The sequence below is a fragment of the Staphylococcus sp. GDY8P196P genome (assembly GCF_017891705.1).
In the GTDB taxonomy this organism is placed as follows: domain Bacteria; phylum Bacillota; class Bacilli; order Staphylococcales; family Staphylococcaceae; genus Staphylococcus; species Staphylococcus ureilyticus.
The window spans coordinates 493823-512429 of record NZ_JAESJS010000003.1 but is presented as its reverse complement, the minus strand read 5'-3'; the positions used below and the strand labels follow the sequence as shown (position 1 = coordinate 512429).

The window sequence follows — 18607 nt, the reverse complement described above, 5'->3', positions numbered from 1 at the left end:
AGCTTAATTATGGATTTATTAATTGCCCTGCTCCCAGCATTATTTTGGGGAAGTGTTGTTTTAATTAATGTACTCGTTGGTGGTGGCCCTTACAATCAAATCAGAGGGACTACTTTCGGTGCACTTATCATAGGTATCTTATTATTACTTACTGGCAATACAAAATTCGATGACCCCATCGTGATTATTGTAGGTTTAATATCTGGTGCTTTTTGGGCATTAGGACAAGGTTATCAATTAAAATCAGTCAGTTTAATTGGCGTATCTAAAACAATGCCAATTTCAACAGGATTACAACTTGTTGGTACTACTTTATTTAGTGCTATATTTTTAGGTGAATGGAGTACTGGCACACAAGTAATTCTTGGCCTAGTTGCAATGATTTTACTTGTTGGCGGTATTGCGCTTACTTCAATTAAAGGTAAAAATGAAGCTTCAGAAAGTACGAAAAACTTTGGAAAAGCAATTCCTATCTTGTTAATTTCCACTGTAGGTTATGTCGTCTATGTTGTGGTTGCACAAATTTTTGGTGTTGATGGTATGAACGCCCTATTCTTCCAATCTATTGGTATGGCAATAGGTGGATTAATATTATCAGCTAAACATGAAACTACGATTAGAAGTACAGTTTGGAACCTGATACCTGGTGTCATATGGGGTATAGGAAACTTGTTTATGTTCTATTCACAACCAAAAGTAGGTGTGGCGACAAGTTTCTCATTTTCACAATTATTAGTAATTGTTTCTACACTTGGTGGCATTTTTCTTTTAGGTGAACGAAAAGATAAACGTCAGATGATAGGCATCTGGACAGGTATCATTTTAATCGTTATCGCTGCATTTGTTTTAGGCAATATTAAAGCTTAATCAAGTATTATAAAACTGTATTCGACTAAACACTTTAATTCATCAAAATTTATGCCGAATAACTAGGAGGAATCTTAAATGTTTAAAGATTTAGCAGGAAAAGTAGTCATTATTACTGGGGCTGGTAGTGGTATTGGAAAAGCCATGGCAGAGCAGTTTGGTGAAGAACAAGCGAATGTCGTATTAAACTACAGATCCGAACGTCATATGGATGCTATAGAAGCCTCAATTAAATTAATTGAAAATGCTGGTGGCAAAGCATTAAAAGTTCAAGCAGATATCTCTAAAGAAAATGATATTGATCACCTCATTCAAACTACTGTAAATCACTTTGGTACATTAGATATCATGATTAACAATGCCGGATTTGAAAAAGCAATCCCAACACATGAAATGCCTTTAGATGAGTGGCAAAAAGTAATTGATATTAACCTAACAGGTGCTTTTTTAGGTTCCAAAGCCGCAGTTAATCAATTTCTCAAAGAGAATAAAAAAGGTGTTATTCTTAATACTTCCAGTGTACATGATAAAATCCCTTGGCCTAACTATGTGAATTACGCTGCTAGTAAAGGTGGTTTGAAATTAATGATGGAAACAATGTCTATGGAATATGCTCAATATGGTATCCGCATTAATAATATTTCACCAGGGGCAATTGTAACGGAACATACAAAAGAAAAATTTTCAGACCCAACAACACGGGCAGAAACATTAGAAATGATTCCGGCAAAAGAGATTGGCGAAGCAAATGAAGTCGCAAATGTAGCAAGATTTCTTGCCTCTGATTTAGCAAGTTATATTCATGGAACTACCATTTACGTTGATGGTGGAATGACTAATTACCCCGCGTTTATGGGAGGTAAAGGATAAAGTCATCGCGCCAATCCAAACACATGCATTTGATCATTAATACTTATGCTCAATATATAAGGGTCCGGGACATCATTGATGTGTCCTAGACCCTTATTTTTTATATTTAAATCGTTTCATAGTCTTCCAAAAATCAATTATACAAATAACGCTTGATATATATACAATATAATAATGCTAATTAAAATCGTTAAATTACTCACCATTCCAACGAGTGGCAAAGTCTTATACTTAAATTGAATGGAATAAGGTATAATAGCAACACCTACTGGTAATAACCAAGCAACTTGTAATGTTGTTTTAATCATATCATTATCAACTGGTAAAAAGAAGTAAACGAGCAATCCTGCTATGATTCCCAATCCATAATGTAAACCTAAATACTTTAAAGCAATAGGCAAGAAGCGTTTATCAATACTAAAGTTAAGCATCAAACCTAATAATATCATTGAAAGTGGCATATTAGCGCCAGATAGTACAGAGAAAAAATTAATTACAGGCTCTGGGAAGTGTATATTAAGCATATTTAATATAAACATAATGATATATGTCATTAAAGGAACCGATTTAAGTAAATTCTTTCCTAAATATTTAAAATCAAAATTATCACCTGCACTACTGAAATAACTGCCAACAAAGTATGTAACACCAAACATAATCATTGCGCCACCTATATCTGCCATTCCAAAATATATCATTCCTGTTTTAGGCCATATCGCTTCTACAAGTGGATAAGCAAATAAACCAATATTTAGCGAAGCTGTCATCATGCCAACTGTTCCACGTATGTGATTGTCATATTTTAAGAAAAACCAAATCACGATGACCTTAGCGATAACACCATACAATATCATCATTATCGGTAATATTGATAGTGACAAATCTAAACTTGCACCATTTAAATTAACAATCACTAAAGAAGGTAATGTTATGTTTAATACGAGTGTTGAAAAGACTTGACTATCGTTAGCTTTAAAGTAATTTATCCGTTTGAGTACATAGCCTAATGCAATGAGTAATATAATAATGATAAATTGTTGGGTCACATTATTCCTTCTTTCATCCAATCATCTGTTTTCATTCTATTTTCATACTTTAACATAAGTGGCAACCATTTTAGAAGCTTTCGAATCCATGTTATAATTCAACTAATATACGAAATGCTTACATTAAACAAAAATGGAGGTAATTGAATGGATTTAAATGATAAATTAGCGGAACTGAAATATGATTATGTTAGATTACAAGGAGACCTCGAAAAAAGAGAATCAGTTAATCAATCTGTGGATCCTTTAATAAAACAACTTGAAAAAATAGAGCAAGAAATGTCAGAGGTACGTTCAGAAATTAGACAAAAAGAAAATAAATAACATCCTAGTAAATCAATAACTTACATGCTAAGATTAAGGGCGAACATAGAAAGGATGTAATAAATGCAACTGTATCTTATATTTTTGCCAGTGTTATATTTAATCGTAAGTTACATAAGTATATTTAAAATGAACACCATTATAACGCGTATTTTACGTATTATTATGTCTTTACTTTTATTATTCGTGGTAGCTATTACAACATTATCGTTCCCAGCAATCAATTGGTGGGTCTTTATTGTCCTACTGCTTATCATAGGTAATGTAGAAATTACAGCTTTCAAAAACGGCAAAAAAGACCAAAAAGCCGTTCAAATTTTAAATATAATGAGCGTTATCTTATTTGTAATTTATGTTATTTTGACTTTAGTTTTATATTAAAAACCACTATTTTAAAATACTGTAACGTCACACATATAAATCAGCCCCGACAAGATTTCTGATTAAAAGAAACTTATCGGGGCTGATTTTATATATTCAAACATGTGCTCATATATATAAGTACGGACATACAAAATCCACAAAAAGCATGTCATCTCGTATGTCCACATTTTATTTTACTTTCTTTTTCTCAAGATTTTTGACTTTAATGTAAATAATATTTCATATATTACTGGTACAACAATTAAAGTTAATAAGGTTGAAGAAACCAATCCACCTACTACAGTCGCTGCCATACCTTTTGAAATAATAATAGAACTGTCTTGACCAAATAACATTGGCAGCAACGCACCAATCGTTGCTAATGCTGTCATAAGTATTGGTCTGATACGCGTTCCTCCTGCTTCTAACAGTGCCGCTTGCATTGCCATACCTTGATGTTGTTTATTAATCACTCTATCAATTAACACAATTGCATTGGTTACAACAATACCAATTAGCATAAGCATACCAATCATGCTAGGTACAGATATTGTCTCGCCAGTCACCACTAATGCAACCACTACACCTATCACTGTATATGGCAATGAGAATAATATTGTGAAAGGTGCCAAGGCGCCTTTAAATGTTAACACAAGTACTAAATAAACTATAATAATTGCTGCTAACATCGCCATAGATAATTGTGTTACTGCATTTCCTATATCTTCATTTGCCCCTCCCATGTTAACGTCTACGTTATTCGGCTTATCTATTTTATTTAACTGTGACAACACTTTCTGTGAAGTCCCGCCAACATCATCATTTGTCACTTTTCCGGAAACTTTTGACGTATAGTCTCCTGCTTTAGTTTCTATTTTGTTTGGCGTCGTTGTTTTTTCTAATTTTGCGATATCACTTAATTCAATAGATTGACCAGTAGCTGTTTGTATTTTAGTATTTTTAAGTTTTTCTTCTGTCCAATCCGTTTCTTTATCTTCTTTAATTTTCACATCTATCGATTTACCATTTTCCTTTACGGTTGTGACACTTTGCTCAGGTGTATTCTGATTTAATGTCATGGCTAATTGTGATGCAGACAAACCATAATTGGAAGCTTTATTTTGATCGACTTTGATATTATATTGTTCGTATGTTTGAGATAAATCAGACTTAACATTAGCAATGCCATGAATATGTTTCATTTCTTTTTCGACTTTATTGACAGTTCCTTTGATAGCATCAACAGATGGACCAGTAACAGTGATTGCTAATTCATTATTTGTACTACCTGTACCCATATCCTGATTTGCCCAATCTCCAGGATGATGATATTTGTTGATATGTTTTAATACTTTATCTGGTTCTTCATCAAAGTTAGGTGTATCACTCTCATATTCAACCATGATAGCCATACTATTTGAACTACCTGTAGGATCCGTTGGCGTTGCTCCACCTACAGAGTACTGAACTGTTTTCACCTTATCTTTAGTGTTCAAGTATTTTTGTACTTGTTCGGCATGTTCTAATACACCTTGCTCTGTCTCACCTGGTTCAGGAGTGTAAGTTAATGCCATGAATTTATCTTCTCCAGTTGAGATAAAACTAGTCCCTAGTTTAGCGGCCCCTAAACCGATACTAGCGATTAAAATGATTGTACTTAAAATCATTACAATCCATTTGTGCGCTAATGACCAGCGGAGTATACGTTTATATCCTCTTCCTACCAGACCTAATGTTTCTTCTCTCTGTTGTTTGACACCTTTTTTGAAGAAAGTAGCACTTAAAGAAGGTACGATGGTAATCGAAACAAGTAAAGAAGCTAGTAAACTAAATGCAATCGCTAATGCAAATGGCCTAAACATCTCACCTACTGAACCATTGACAAACGCCAATGGGAGAAAAACTATAATAGTAACGATTGTCGACGACATTATCGGTTTAAATACTTCACTCGTCGCACTAATAATGAGGCTGTTACCAGTTAGTGTTTCTTTTTTATCTGATAAACGTCTATAAATATTTTCAACTACAACAATTGAATCATCGATCACTCGACCTATCGCAACTGTTAACGCACCAAGTGTCAATATATTTAACGACACATCTGTTAATTTCAATGCAACCATTGCAATTAATATAGACATCGGTATCGAAACGACTGAAATTGCTGTTGTTCTAATATTTCTTAAAAATAATAATATAACAATTATGGCAACAATCGTACCGAGTGCTGCTTTTTCAATCATTGTATACAGCGAGTCTTCTATTGGTTTCGCAGTATCCATAACTTTAGTAGCTTTGATATCTTTATTGTCTTTGGTAAATTCATCAATTTCTTTTTTCGTATCTTTTGCTACTTTAACAGTATTGGCATCTTGTGCTTTCGTCACTTGTACATTGACTGCATCTTTGCCATTTGTTTTAGAAATAGATTGTCGTTCATCACCAACTGAAATATTTGCAATGTCTTTGAGTTTAACAGAAGGCATGCTATTTTCACCGTCTTGATCATCTGAGGTAGGCATTGCTGCTGCCATGTTACCTCCTTGTGATGAACTTTGGTCACTCGTACTTTGACTTGCATTTTCATCGTTGTTACCTTGAGTGCTCATACTTGAAGCTGATAATGGAATCTCAAGGTTTTCCAATGCACTTATTGAAGTAAATTGGCCATCAACCACTACTGACTTTTCAGTTTTACCGAACTGGAATAAACCTAACGGGGTTTCACTTGTGGCACCCTTTAAGAATTGTTCCACACTATCTACAGTCAATCCTCTGTCTTGTAATTTTTCCTGATCAAATTTAATTGAAACTTCTCTAGATGTTTGTCCATTCAATTGTGCATTTTGTACACCATCGATTGTTTGAAGTTTAGGTAGTAACTGATTGTTAACTTTTTTTGTTGTATCTTTTAAATTATTATCCTTTGTGGTAAAAGAATAAGCCACAATTGGAAAAGCATTCATTGAATTCCTTGTTAAGTCGGGGTCTTCCACACCATCATCAAACTTAATTTTATCAAGTTCTTTTTTTAAATCGTTTTCTGCCTTATCCATATCTGTGCCATTTTCATATTCAACAGAAACCATAGAAGCATTTTGAATAGATTGTGCATTAACATTTTTCACACTTGCCATTGACCTTATTTGGTCATCAATTTTATCACTAATTTCTTCCTTCACCGTTTCTGGTGTAGCACCAGGCATGGTTGTTTGTACTGTAATCACTGGTGGCTCAACATCAGGTAATAATTCAAGTTTCATTTTTGCACTTGAATACACACCACCTAAAATGACCAGCAATACCATAAGAAAAATTGCAAATTTATTTCCAAGTGAAAACTGTAATAGTTTTTTAATCATATCTTTTCTCCTCTCAACTAGCATTTTAATGCGATACTTCATTTAATTTCATTACGTTTAATTATATATGTATTTTCTAAATTCATAAAAAATGCACGTTATAAAGTTTAAGTTGCATATTAAAACTTTATAACGTGTCTACTTTTTTACAAAATCACAAACAAAACTACTAACGTTTTAATTTACGTGAAAGTTTTATTTTAGCTTTAGTCAATTTAGGTTTAACATTTTCAATAACTTGATATAATGGTTTATTTAACACATAATCAAATTCACCTATTTTTTCACTTAAATAAGTTCCCCATACTTTCTTAAATGCCCACAATCCATAATGGTCTGATTCCTTATCGGGATCATTATCTGTGCCACCAAAATCATATGTTTTTGCACCATGTGCTCGAGCGTATTGCATCATTGCAAATTGCATGTGATGATTTGGCAAGAAGTCTCGATAATCATTTGATGACGCGCCATACAGATAATAAGATTTATTTCCAGCAAACACAAGCAATGCACCTGATAAATATAATCCTTCTGGGTGCTTAGCTTCTAAAGCTTCCATCTCATTGATAAGTTCTTGCGTTTTTTTCATTTTATTGTCAGCATCGTTTATTTTATTTAATGTCTTTTTATCTTGTTTTTTTTCAGCTAGCTTTTCTTTTTCCTTTTCTAACTGCGCTAAATCTTGGCGTAAATCCTTAAGCACGGGTTTAGGCTCTAATTTCACTAAGAATAATTCTGCATCTCCATCGGGATGTAAAGCATCATATATATTTTGGAAATAGCTAATATCTCTCGTTAAAAAGCCATCTCTTTCACCCGTAATTTTCATTAATTCGGCAAATGTTTTCAAACCTTCTCTATCAGAACGTTCTACTTTCGTACCACGTTTTAATGCCAATCTAACTTTTGAACGATTACGTCTTTCAAAACTTTGAATTAAAGCGTCATCGTTTTTATCAATCGGTGTTATCATTGTCATTCTTGGTTGGATATAATCTTTCGAAAGTCCTTCTTTAAAACCTTTATGTCTAAAACCTAATGCTCTTAGATGTGTAAGTGCATCAGCACCATTATCTACTTCAACATCAGGGTCGATTTTTATTGCATAAGCTTTTTCTTCTTTTGCTATCTGAATTGCGTATTCTAGTAATGTTTCTAATGCGAGTTTATTACTATAATCTGTTACAAAACCTCTTGAAATATAGCATAGCGTATAAGGCAATTTAGGAACCTTTTTAAATAATAACTGGGCCACTCCTAAAATCTCACCATCTTCACCTACTGCGATACGCTTTGAGTACCAGCCAGTCAATCGCTTTGTTTCTGCCCATTTTGTTAATTGTAATAGATCACCTTGCGGATGCGCTTTAACAAATGCATCATGAGCTTGATTTGTTATATTCATCTTTTCCATAAAAACTGATATCTCCTTTTACCATTACATACTTTGTTATTATACATTGCTTCACACATTCTTTCACATCATTTCCTATTATTTGCTATAATATGATACGAAATGAGGTGTTCTAGTGCGTATCATTATATTGTCATTACTCTTTTTAATCAATTTAATTTTTGTAATCCAAACATTTAGTACAACGTTTAATGTTTCATATCTAAGTTTAAGAATCATTCTCGCTGTTTTTACATTTGTAGCAACAGTGTATTTACTACTTTTATCTAATAAAAATAAATGGGGAACTTACTTAACTATTTTAACACTAATCACTTCTGTGATACACATCGTCGTTATTGCACATAGTATGTATGTTTACATTTACTAATCCGCTTCAACTTTGTACTTAAGCCCTCTAATGATTAAAGTGTACGGTGAAGTTGTATGATCGTCTTTCAAAGTAACCGCTTTATAACCTGAATACTCACCATCGTATATACGATATACAATATCATCGTTTTTCAACTTTAATGTTGTGAACGTTTCTGTATCATTCACGATTTCCATCCCAAACCACTGTTGCCATTTTTCAACCGTATGTGTTCTTTCTGTACTATTAATTTCAATCGCCTTGATACTAAAGGCGTTTTGCCGTAATGATGTTAGCTTTTCTTCTCTTGTTTCAATATTTTCATTCCATTGAATAAAAAATGGCGGTTTAACTCTATAATCTGGATCAGCTATATATAACAAGCGCCATGTAGTCTTTTCTCCTTTAGTATTTTCCCTTTCCATTTCTACAGGACCTATAACATCTATATTTTGTGCTTCAAGTTTTTCTTTTAGTTTGGTAATATCTTGCGTTTGAAATGCTATTGTTTTCAGTCCTTGTTTATACTGATCTTGAACGATTTTTGAAGGAAATGAGACTCGCCCTTCTTCACTTTTGACAATTTTTTGCAATTTTTCTGGTTTATAAATATCAAGTAATTCAATGTAAGCATTATTTAAGTACGCTAAACGATTATATGTGCCTAATTGATTATGCTTACCACCTTGATATAGTGTAAATAAATGGCCTGGGAATTTGAAATTATCTAATTGTTGTACATAATGAACGATATGATCTAATTTTAAATCTTGCATACCTTGATCCCCCTACTTTTTCTTTATATTTATTCTAACAAATTGTTTAAGCGTTTACTTCTGATAACCTATGATTACGATTAAATTTACTTTTGTGAAATCATATTTATATAGTGATTAAAAATCATATTTTAAAAAATAGCTATTGATTTCCTTGGCAGAATAGACTAAAATATAACTTGTTCAAAAATTAAGTTAGCTTTGCTAACTATTTTCGGAGGTGTGCATTCATGCAAAATAAATTTGTCTTTGATAATATCATTGCAATTTATAGACCATATACAAAACTATTCCAACCCATCTTTGAATCATTTGATCTCTATCCTGCACAATGGCTCGTTTTAAAAGATATCTCCTATAATGCCCCAACCACTTTAGTACAAATTTCAAAACGACGCTCTATTGAAAAACCGACCACAAGAAAAATATTAAAAGTGCTTTCTGAAAAATCTTTATTAACTGTAGAAACAGGTACCGATAAACGAGAAAAATGGCTTTCACTTTCTCAAAAAGGAGAGAATCTTTATAAAAGCATTAGTACTCGCGTAGATAAAGTGCAAGATGAAATCATTAAAAATACAGGTTTGTCAGATTCAGAACTGGAGCATATCACACAATCAATACAACTTATTCACGCGAAAATTTTAGAGAAAGAGGAGTTTTAACATGAATCAATCAGCATCGATGAAGACACCAATTTGGACAAAGAATTTTAATATTAATTTCATAACTAATTTTTTAGTCTACTTATGCATGTATTTACTTATCGTTATCATAGCAAGTTATACAAAATCTGAATATCATGCCTCAGACAGTATGGCAGGACTTGTATCCGGATTATTTATTATCGGTTCTTTAATCGGACGATTTATCACTGGAAAGTACGTTAATAAAATAGGACCTAAACGGATTTTAATCATTGGTTTAATCTTATTAATCATCACACAATTGTTCTATTTTATAGAAGGTGCCTTAGCTATTTTAATGTTCACGAGATTAGTTAATGGTATTGCTACTGGGGTTACTACAACAGCGACAGGAACAATTGCTGCATATGCAACGCCTCAGGAGAGAAAAAGTGAAGGTATTAGTTTATTCTCTTTAAGCTTAGTTATCGGCGCTGCAATCGGTCCATTTTTTGGCCTTTTACTTATTAATACATTCCCAATTCAATTGTTATTTTTACTTTGTTTAATGTGCGGTATCATTAGTTTTATCATTTCATTTTTCATTAAGCTAAATATCGATACAACGCGTGATATCATAAAACCTCAAACTACTGAAAGTAAAAAATTTAATATTAATAACTACATCGCCAAAGAAGCATTACCTGTGGCAATCATTATGCTCCTTGCCGGGTTATCTTATTCGTCTATTCTGACATTTTTACAATTTTTTGCACAAGAAATTAATTTAGTTACAATATCTAGTTATTTCTTTATTTTTTATGCTATTGCATCACTCATTACAAGACCAATCGCTGGTAGAATGATGGATCTCAAAAATGAAAACGTCATCGCTTATCCTGCTTTCATCTTTTTAATACTTACCTTTTTAACGTTAAGTATTACAAATAATAGTTGGTTATTAATTCTTGCGGGATTACTCCTTGGTGCTGGTTACGGAAATATTTCTTCTTGTATGCAAGCAATTGCAATCAAAGTATCTCCACCGGCAAAATATGGAATAGCTACCTCAACTTACTTCATTGGTTTAGACTTAGGACTAGGATTTGGTCCATATATATTAGGATTTGTAACCTCTGCAGTTTCATTCGCTCAATTATACGCTATTATGGGTGTACTGGTTTTAATTACTGGAGTTATTTATTACTTTGTTCATGGTAGAAAAGTAAAACACATGAACATCTAATCTTTTCATTAAACAATAAACTATATATCCCGAAAAAGATTGGTTTTAGCTGTCAATAAAAGTATTGTTGGCAGTTTTTTTACATACTTTATGGCTGAAGCGCCAATTCGTCTACATTTTACAATATTTAAAATTGAAATTTGTTTATTTATATTATAATTATTACTGAATTAGGTTTATTCTATATTTCAAATACATAAAAAAAACCAAATGCTATTTTAGCACTTGGCTTATTTCAAATTTATATTGTTGTTAATGATTATCATCTGATTGTAACCTTAATGATTAAGCGACTTTTATGTTTTCGATTTCTGTTATAATATCATCTATTACTTTTAACTGATCATCTGTGTAATAATAGAACACTTGTCTTTCATCTGTTTCTGATCGAACTTTTGAAATCAATTCTTTTTTATAAATCTTTCTTATAATAACATCTATTTTACTAGTGTCCCATAACATTTCAAAATGTAAGGTATCTCTTAATTCTTTTCCGCTAATTTTATTAGCTTCATAAACCTTAAACAGAACTACAAACTCTTCGATAGATAAACGGTGAGCTGACTTCAACCAATGTTTCAACTGACTTAAAGCCCTCTCAGACGTAATATAAAATGATGCTTTACTTTCCATAAATTTGGCCTCCTCATGATTTACTTTCATTGTTAGTATTGGCTTTATATAATGAATAAGCTTTTAAAATATTATATAACACTTTCTTCATTAAATCTATTATTTTAAAAGAAACAGATAAATAAATTTTACTATTGTAAAGTTTTTATATAGCTACAATTGATTATGGTAATCTTTTTCTATTGTTCATTATCTTTAATCGTTAAAAAATTACTTATGTATAATACATTTTCATATAAAAATATCTTTCCTCATTTTTGAAATCATTTCACATAAGATATGAGTTCAAATTATAAAAAAAATGAGTAGGAGATAATTCAATTGAAATTTGAATTATCTCCTACTCTTAATATATTTTAGAATAACTTCGTAAATGAATATAATTTTCGTATTATTAGTTATTTGAACTTCTTAAAAATTTAATAGCTATGAATGTTGTGATAAAAGTGCAATCTCCATAAACGATTGTATTTGATAAGTCAGCCACCAATATAGTTCATATTGATTTTTTTACGTTTTCTATTAGCTACTGTTTGTGCAGTACGTTCATCTGAATATCTATCATCTCTAATATTCCATAAAGCTTTAAATTGTTCAAACAGAGCTTCATCTGACACGCCTGATCGCATAAATGACTTTACATTAAATCCATCTACGGTACTAAATAGACAACCATAAAACTTACCATCTGATGATAATCTTGCACGTGTACATGTTGAACAGAATGATTCAGATACACTTGTGATAAGACCAAACTTAGCACCATTATCTTTATGTCGATAATATTTAGCTACTTCACCAAAATATTTAGGTTTTACAGGTTCTATATCAAATGATGACTCAACCATTTTTAACATTTCATCTTTTGTTACTACTTTACTGAAGTCCCAACCATTATCATTGCCTACATCCATAAATTCAATAAAGCGTATTTCAATATCTTTATCTTTGAAATATTGAATCATAGGTAAAATTTGATCATCGTTCACACCTTTTTGAACAACTACATTTACTTTGACATGAAAACCAATTGAGACCGCATAATCTATTTGCTGTAAAATTGTGGAAGCTTTGATATTCCGGTTGTTTATAGCTTGGAACACTTTGTCATCAATCGCATCTAAACTTACATTAATACGTCTTAAACCAGCATCATATAATCTTTGACCATGTTTTTTTAATAATAAACCATTGGTAGTTAAACCAATATCCTCTATACCATCAAGTTGATTCAACTCGTATATTAATTTATATAAATCTCTTCGGAGTAGAGGCTCTCCACCGGTAATACGTATTTTTTTGACTCCTAATCGCGTATAAACTTTAGCAATACGGACCATTTCATCAAAAGTAAGTAATTCATCTTTGGGTAGGAAAACAAAGTCATCACCAAATATTTCTTTTGGCATACAATAGTCACAACGAAAATTGCAACGATCTGTAACTGACAATCTTAAATCTCGAATTGGACGCCCAAGTTTATCAGTTATTTGCTCTACCATCTGATCAGCCCCCTATCTATTCTTAATGTCGTGATGTAAATCTATTAAGTCTTGTTGATAGTTAATATTTTTGTACCAATAATCAGATGAACCAATTTCGTGCACATCTAACCAATCACTTTTAACTTTTGAATAGACATTCTTAAGGCTGTAATCACCTGATTCCAATGCTGCCTCTACAAAAGAAAGCGTATGTGGACTATAAAAAGCCATCGTTGGAATGGGCATGCCATCTTCTTGGAAACCGGCGATATCTAGTTGATCTTCTATTAAATGTTCAACCATAAATTGATACAATTTACTTATTGCTTTTTGTGTAATCATCGGTGTATCTACAGAAATCACAAAGAAAAGCGTTTCATCAGTGTGTTGTTTCATGACAGAGTAAATACCAGCCAGCGGGCCTTTACCTTTGTTTTTAGCATGATCGATAACAATATTATCATAATCAAATTCATGTGCTAATATTTCATTTGTGCTAATAATTATTTCATTAAACATATTTGTAGCTTCTAAAACTTCAATGATACGTTTATAAAACATTTGTGAATGAATCTTTGCAAATGCTTTTGGTTTTCCAAATCTTTCTGATTGTCCACCAGCAAGTATGATTGCTTTCATATTTCCATTACCCTCCACTAACTGGTGGTATCAACGCTACAGTATCATTAGGTTTTACGATATCATCACCTTTGACAAATTCTTCATTAATCGCAATTTGAAACTTTTTGCTATTAATACTAGGATAACGCTCAAACAAATCTGATACAAATTCATCGACGGTAATATCATAACTTAAGTCAATATCTTCTGAACTTTTATCCAAAACTTCTTTTATTTCCGCAAAGTATAAAACTTTCATAACTTTTTCCCTCCAACTGCATCCTCATGGTTACCATGTTGATGACCTTGCCATTCAGCACCATCTTCCCAAATTTCTTTTTTCCAAATGGGCACTACCTCTTTAATACGCTCAATTGCATATTCATTAGCACGATAAGCATCTTTTCTATGTGGCGATGATACACTTATCAATACCGCTATATCAGAAATAGCTAACGGTCCAATTCTATGGACAATGGCCGTTTTTGTCCCTGGCCATTTGTTTGAAATCTCATCACCTATTTGTGCCAACTTTTTCTCTGCCATAGGTATATACGCTTCATACTCTAAATACTCTGTTTTAACTCCTTTTGTCCACTCACGTACATGACCAGTGAAAACAACAACAGCACCTTGATGTTCATTGAGCACATATTGGCGATATTGTTCGGTTTCTATTGGCTTATTTGTAATTTCAAATTGTTTCATTTAATCCATTCCCTTTTCGTTAACGAAAGATAATAACCATTGCTCAAATTTTTGAAATGCTAATGGTTGCCCAATATTAATATAATACTGAATATTTGTTAATTTATTTAACTGTTGGTAATCAGCATCATCACGATATATAAGCACTTTATCATAATTTGCCTCTTTAAAACCTTCTACTAAAATGATGTCACTGTCTATTGTAACAGATTTATCAATGATTTCATCCAACCTTTGTTTTTCAGTTCGTGTAACTGTTTGTTGTAGATGATGTCCTTGAACAATACTTTGATCTGCACCTGCATTAAAATGTTTCATGTGATCAACAGTATTTGCCTGCAGTTCAATATCTGACAAGTTTAAGTCATGTTGACCGTGGTGTTTAACCGTTGCTACACAAAAGCCATGTGATTTTAAAAATTTCACTGCGTGCGTCATCAAAGTGGTTTTTCCCGAGTTTTTATAACCTACGATTTGTAATATCATAGCGTCGTATCCATTTCATATGCTTGTGATTCAGTTAAAATGACATCAACTGTGTGGCCTTTTTGATATCCTCTTGTACCACTAGGTAACACAATCATTGCATTACTATGCGCAATCGCTACTACTGCACCGGACTTATTAAATCCTGATGGTACAACCGTCATCTCTTTACCATTAAAAGTCACTGTTGCTCGAATAAATCTAGTAAATGGATTTGGCTTTTTAAAATCTTCCATGAGTGTGGCCTGCACAATTTGTGGATATATCGCTCTGGCACCCATCATATGCTGTATTGCAGGTTTGACATAGAGTTCAAACCCGGTGAAACAAGCAGAGGGGTTACCTGATAATCCAAATAAATATTTGTTATTTGCAATAGCTACCGTAGTGACACTTCCTGGACGCATGGCGATTTTATTAAACAAGACTTTAGCGTTGACCGCTTCATAAATTTGAGGCAAATAATCGAAATCGCCTACTGACACACCTCCAGTTGTAATGACAATATCATGCTCAACCATTGCTTCACGCATCACTTGAATACTACTATTTAAATCATCTTGTTGAATTTTATATGCATTGACATCTAACTGATGCTTTTTTGCTAATGCAGTTATCATAGGACCATTTGAATTACGAATTTTTCCCGGTTCTAAATCGTCGCTAACATCCAACAATTCACTTCCTGTTGCAATCACAGCCACGCTAGGTTTTTCAAAAACTGGAACTTCTGTATAGCCATATGTTGCCAAAACAGCGATTGCACCTGGATTAACACATTGTCCTTTTTCTAATACAATATCGTCAACTTTGGTTTCTTCACCCTTTAACGAAACATTCTCATTTTCGCTAAAAGTTTTTCTTATTGTAAAATCATGTTCACCTTCGACAGTTTGTTCAAGCATAACTACAGCATCGGCGCCTTCAGGTATTTGTGCACCTGTCATAATTCTTACAGCTTCAAATGCTCCAACTTTTTTAGTTGAAACTGATCCAGCTCCAATGTGGTCAATGACTTTAAATTTAATGCGATTGTCACCGCTCGCCTCTTTTGTATCAATACTTCTTAATGCAAAACCATCATATGGTGATTTATCAAACCTTGGTATCTCATGAGTTGCTACAATGTCTTCAGCTAAAATATAGTTTAAACTTTCTGCTAAAGGTAAAGTGATTCTATTTGTAAAAATATTTTGCTTTACCACACGTTGAATTGCTTCATTCACTGGAATCGGATTTCTTTTCTCTACAGGCATCGTAAATCTACTCCTTATAATTAATAATTTCATGATATACTAGAACACGATTAGGAGGGATACTTTGACTGAATTCACCCATATAAACAAACAAGGAAATGCGAAAATGGTAGACGTCTCTGACAAAAACACAACAAAACGCTCAGCTACTGCGCATTCTAGTATTACGGTAAATCCAGCGATTTATAAACAAATCGTTGATCATACTAACCAAAAAGGGAATGTGCTTAATACTGCTCAAATTGCTGGTATTATGGCTGCAAAAAACACATCTGATATTATACCAATGTGTCATCCATTACCTTTAACTGGTATAGATATTACATTTGATTGGCAAGAAAAAACACAAGCATACACTTTAAATATACAGGCAACGGTCTCTACAACTGGAAAAACTGGTGTGGAGATGGAAGCGCTCACTGCCGCTTCAGCTGTAGCACTTACGGTTTATGATATGACAAAAGCGTTAGATAAAGGCATGGTCATTGGAGAAACTTATCTACTCTCTAAAACAGGCGGTAAATCTGGTGACTATCAAAGATAGTTGTCATAAATATTAATATGTAAGAAATAGAGTCCAACAAACTTAAAATGTTGGGCTCTAATTTATTTTGTAATCTCTTGCACTAAATGATTCAATTCTGGTTTAATGAGCTTATTTAATGCTAATTTAACTGCACCAGTAGAGCCTGGTATACTGAAAATCAATTTATTATTTACCGTGCCAGCAATTGCTCGAGATAACAACGCACGAGTCCCAACATCTTCTGTATAACTTAGATATCTAAATAATTCTCCGAATCCTTCAATTTCCTTCGTAATCAAACTGGAAACAGCTTCTATCGTTACATCTCTTTGTGCTATACCAGTACCTCCTGTGGTGATAATGACATCAATATCCTCTGCTAGCCAATGCTTTAATTGCTCAGTAATTACAGTTTGTTCATCTTTAACAATTTTATAATGTGATTCTGTAATCGTAACGTTTAATGTTGAAAGTAACTCTTTAACTAATTTACCACCTTTATCGGTTTCATAATCTCTTGTATCAGAAACAGTTAATACTGCACATCTAATATTTCTATCAAGCTTTACATTTGTATGCATATTAAACCTCCTTAGCCGAATAATTGGTTGATCAACGTTATCGCCTGTTGTGGGCGAGTCATCCCATGAATTAATAATCTCCCGCCTTTAAAGCTAACAATTCTATGTTTTTTGTATTCAAAATGTAACATGTAAGGATTACGTTGATATGGTATTTCTTGTTGTTGTAAAAATGCTTCTAACATTTCCTGGGAAATTTCTGGGTTTTCATATTGAACAGTATCTCTGCCACATAAACTTGCAAATTGTCTTTGTGTTGTATTGAGATAAGGATATGTCGGTTGTGTACCACAAGTTGTACAAGCACTATCATGCAATTTACTAAAGCCAAATGTAAAGTGTGTGCCTTCCCAAATATCACCGTAAGTAACTTTAGTCGCTATTGTTGCGCCAGTTAATATTTTTAATGCATCTCTTAATTGTAAACTGGTCGTCATAGTGACTGCTGGCTGAATAACACCTACTGTATCACAGGTCATATTAATTGTAGGTAACTGTGGAATTAAACAGTTAAAACACGGTGTTTGTTTAGGTATAAATGTTGCTTCCACATAAGTACTCTGTACGACGCCACCGTAAATCCATGGTATGGTATTTTTATAAGCAAAATCATTAATCAATTGTCTTGTTTCAAAATTATCTGTAGCATCTAGTATAAGTTCAATATCTTGCGCATATGTTTCTAAGAATAATCGATCAACATGTGCAATGTGTATGTGCAAGTTCAGATTTTGACGTATTGCCATTAGATTTCGTTCAGCTGCGACTACTTTAGGTAACTTATCTACTGCATCCATTTCTGTATACATCGTCTGGCGCTGCAAGTTACTAAATTCAATATAATCTCTATCGACAATCGTCAACTCACCTACACCAGCTCTCACAAGTCCTTCCGCAAGGTGTGTTCCTAAAGCACCCATACCAATAATTAGCACATGTGCATTCATAATTTTCTCTTGCCCAGATGTGCCTATATGCTTAAATAGCATTTGCCTTGAATAACGTTCTTCATTCACTTTGAAATCCCTCACTTTGCGTCATTATTTTCATTATAAATCTT

General features: G+C 32.9%; 20 protein-coding genes. 7 read left to right on the top strand and 13 right to left on the bottom strand.

Annotated features, from left to right (window positions below; all coding sequences use genetic code 11):
- Positions 1-9: 9 nt before the first annotated feature.
- Positions 10-867 carry a RhaT/GlcU family sugar-proton symporter gene (locus tag KA814_RS02415; protein WP_046208430.1) on the top strand — a complete coding sequence of 286 codons (858 nt, stop codon included), beginning with the start codon at positions 10-12 and terminating at the stop codon, positions 865-867.
- A gap of 78 nt (positions 868-945) precedes the next feature.
- On the top strand, positions 946-1737 hold the full coding sequence (locus KA814_RS02410) for a glucose 1-dehydrogenase (protein ID WP_064209382.1): 792 nt from the start codon (positions 946-948) through the stop codon (positions 1735-1737).
- A 137-nt stretch (positions 1738-1874) separates the two neighbouring features.
- Here KA814_RS02410 and KA814_RS02405 read toward each other — a convergent pair whose 3' ends face one another.
- Positions 1875-2783 (bottom strand): AEC family transporter, encoded by a 909-nt coding sequence (locus KA814_RS02405; protein WP_064209381.1) that lies wholly within the window; start codon positions 2781-2783, stop codon positions 1875-1877.
- 147 nt (positions 2784-2930) lie between these two features.
- Here KA814_RS02405 and KA814_RS02400 point away from each other — a divergent pair, with 147 nt between their 5' ends.
- Both KA814_RS02400 and mspA read left to right on the top strand, forming a co-directional pair.
- Positions 2931-3107 carry an SE1832 family protein gene (locus KA814_RS02400; RefSeq protein WP_164987263.1) on the top strand — a complete coding sequence of 59 codons (177 nt, stop codon included), beginning with the start codon at positions 2931-2933 and terminating at the stop codon, positions 3105-3107.
- A 63-nt stretch (positions 3108-3170) separates the two neighbouring features.
- Positions 3171-3488 carry a membrane stabilizing protein MspA gene (gene mspA / locus KA814_RS02395; protein WP_046208433.1) on the top strand — a complete coding sequence of 106 codons (318 nt, stop codon included), beginning with the start codon at positions 3171-3173 and terminating at the stop codon, positions 3486-3488.
- A 176-nt stretch (positions 3489-3664) separates the two neighbouring features.
- Here the strand turns inward: mspA and KA814_RS02390 are convergent, their stop codons facing one another.
- The 3 genes from KA814_RS02390 to KA814_RS02380 all read right to left on the bottom strand — a co-directional run bounded on the left by KA814_RS02390 (position 3665) and on the right by KA814_RS02380 (position 9380).
- Positions 3665-6835 carry an efflux RND transporter permease subunit gene (locus KA814_RS02390; protein ID WP_064209380.1) on the bottom strand — a complete coding sequence of 1057 codons (3171 nt, stop codon included), beginning with the start codon at positions 6833-6835 and terminating at the stop codon, positions 3665-3667.
- A gap of 169 nt (positions 6836-7004) precedes the next feature.
- Complete coding sequence (locus KA814_RS02385; RefSeq protein ID WP_046208435.1) at positions 7005-8252, bottom strand: lipid II:glycine glycyltransferase FemX; 1248 nt, start codon at positions 8250-8252, stop codon at positions 7005-7007.
- 366 nt (positions 8253-8618) lie between these two features.
- Entirely contained in the window at positions 8619-9380 is a 762-nt protein-coding gene (locus tag KA814_RS02380; RefSeq protein WP_064209379.1) for a VOC family protein, read from the bottom strand.
- Between the two features lie 230 nt (positions 9381-9610).
- Between KA814_RS02380 and KA814_RS02375 the strand changes: the two genes are divergently transcribed.
- Together KA814_RS02375 and KA814_RS02370 are read left to right on the top strand one after the other, a co-directional pair.
- Positions 9611-10045: a MarR family winged helix-turn-helix transcriptional regulator gene (locus KA814_RS02375; RefSeq protein WP_064209378.1), complete on the top strand. Its 435-nt coding sequence runs from the start codon at positions 9611-9613 to the stop codon at positions 10043-10045.
- 1 nt (position 10046) lies between these two features.
- Positions 10047-11252 carry an MFS transporter gene (locus KA814_RS02370; RefSeq protein WP_064209377.1) on the top strand — a complete coding sequence of 402 codons (1206 nt, stop codon included), beginning with the start codon at positions 10047-10049 and terminating at the stop codon, positions 11250-11252.
- Positions 11253-11537: 285 nt separating this feature from the next.
- Here the strand turns inward: KA814_RS02370 and KA814_RS02365 are convergent, their stop codons facing one another.
- From KA814_RS02365 to KA814_RS02335, 7 genes are all read right to left on the bottom strand, one after another.
- Positions 11538-11885, bottom strand: a complete 348-nt coding sequence (locus tag KA814_RS02365; protein WP_046208439.1) for a SarA family transcriptional regulator — start codon at positions 11883-11885, stop codon at positions 11538-11540.
- 479 nt (positions 11886-12364) lie between these two features.
- On the bottom strand, positions 12365-13387 hold the full coding sequence (gene moaA, locus KA814_RS02360; RefSeq protein WP_046208440.1) for a GTP 3',8-cyclase MoaA: 1023 nt from the start codon (positions 13385-13387) through the stop codon (positions 12365-12367).
- A gap of 12 nt (positions 13388-13399) precedes the next feature.
- Positions 13400-14008 (bottom strand): molybdenum cofactor guanylyltransferase MobA, encoded by a 609-nt coding sequence (mobA, locus tag KA814_RS02355; protein WP_064209376.1) that lies wholly within the window; start codon positions 14006-14008, stop codon positions 13400-13402.
- 7 nt (positions 14009-14015) lie between these two features.
- Entirely contained in the window at positions 14016-14249 is a 234-nt protein-coding gene (gene moaD / locus KA814_RS02350) for a molybdopterin converting factor subunit 1 (protein WP_046208442.1), read from the bottom strand.
- Positions 14246-14698: a molybdenum cofactor biosynthesis protein MoaE gene (locus KA814_RS02345; RefSeq protein ID WP_064209375.1), complete on the bottom strand. Its 453-nt coding sequence runs from the start codon at positions 14696-14698 to the stop codon at positions 14246-14248. The genes moaD and KA814_RS02345 overlap by 4 nt, the downstream gene beginning before the upstream one ends.
- Complete coding sequence (mobB, locus tag KA814_RS02340; RefSeq protein WP_064209374.1) at positions 14699-15184, bottom strand: molybdopterin-guanine dinucleotide biosynthesis protein B; 486 nt, start codon at positions 15182-15184, stop codon at positions 14699-14701.
- Positions 15181-16440, bottom strand: a complete 1260-nt coding sequence (locus tag KA814_RS02335; protein WP_064209373.1) for a molybdopterin molybdotransferase MoeA — start codon at positions 16438-16440, stop codon at positions 15181-15183. The genes mobB and KA814_RS02335 overlap by 4 nt, the downstream gene beginning before the upstream one ends.
- A 64-nt stretch (positions 16441-16504) precedes the next feature.
- Here KA814_RS02335 and moaC point away from each other — a divergent pair, with 64 nt between their 5' ends.
- On the top strand, positions 16505-16984 hold the full coding sequence (gene moaC / locus KA814_RS02330; RefSeq protein WP_046208446.1) for a cyclic pyranopterin monophosphate synthase MoaC: 480 nt from the start codon (positions 16505-16507) through the stop codon (positions 16982-16984).
- Positions 16985-17046: 62 nt separating this feature from the next.
- Here the strand turns inward: moaC and KA814_RS02325 are convergent, their stop codons facing one another.
- On the bottom strand, positions 17047-17547 hold the full coding sequence (locus KA814_RS02325; protein WP_064209372.1) for a MogA/MoaB family molybdenum cofactor biosynthesis protein: 501 nt from the start codon (positions 17545-17547) through the stop codon (positions 17047-17049).
- A gap of 11 nt (positions 17548-17558) precedes the next feature.
- Positions 17559-18563, bottom strand: a complete 1005-nt coding sequence (locus tag KA814_RS02320; RefSeq protein WP_064209371.1) for a ThiF family adenylyltransferase — start codon at positions 18561-18563, stop codon at positions 17559-17561.
- Positions 18564-18607: the final 44 nt, after the last annotated feature.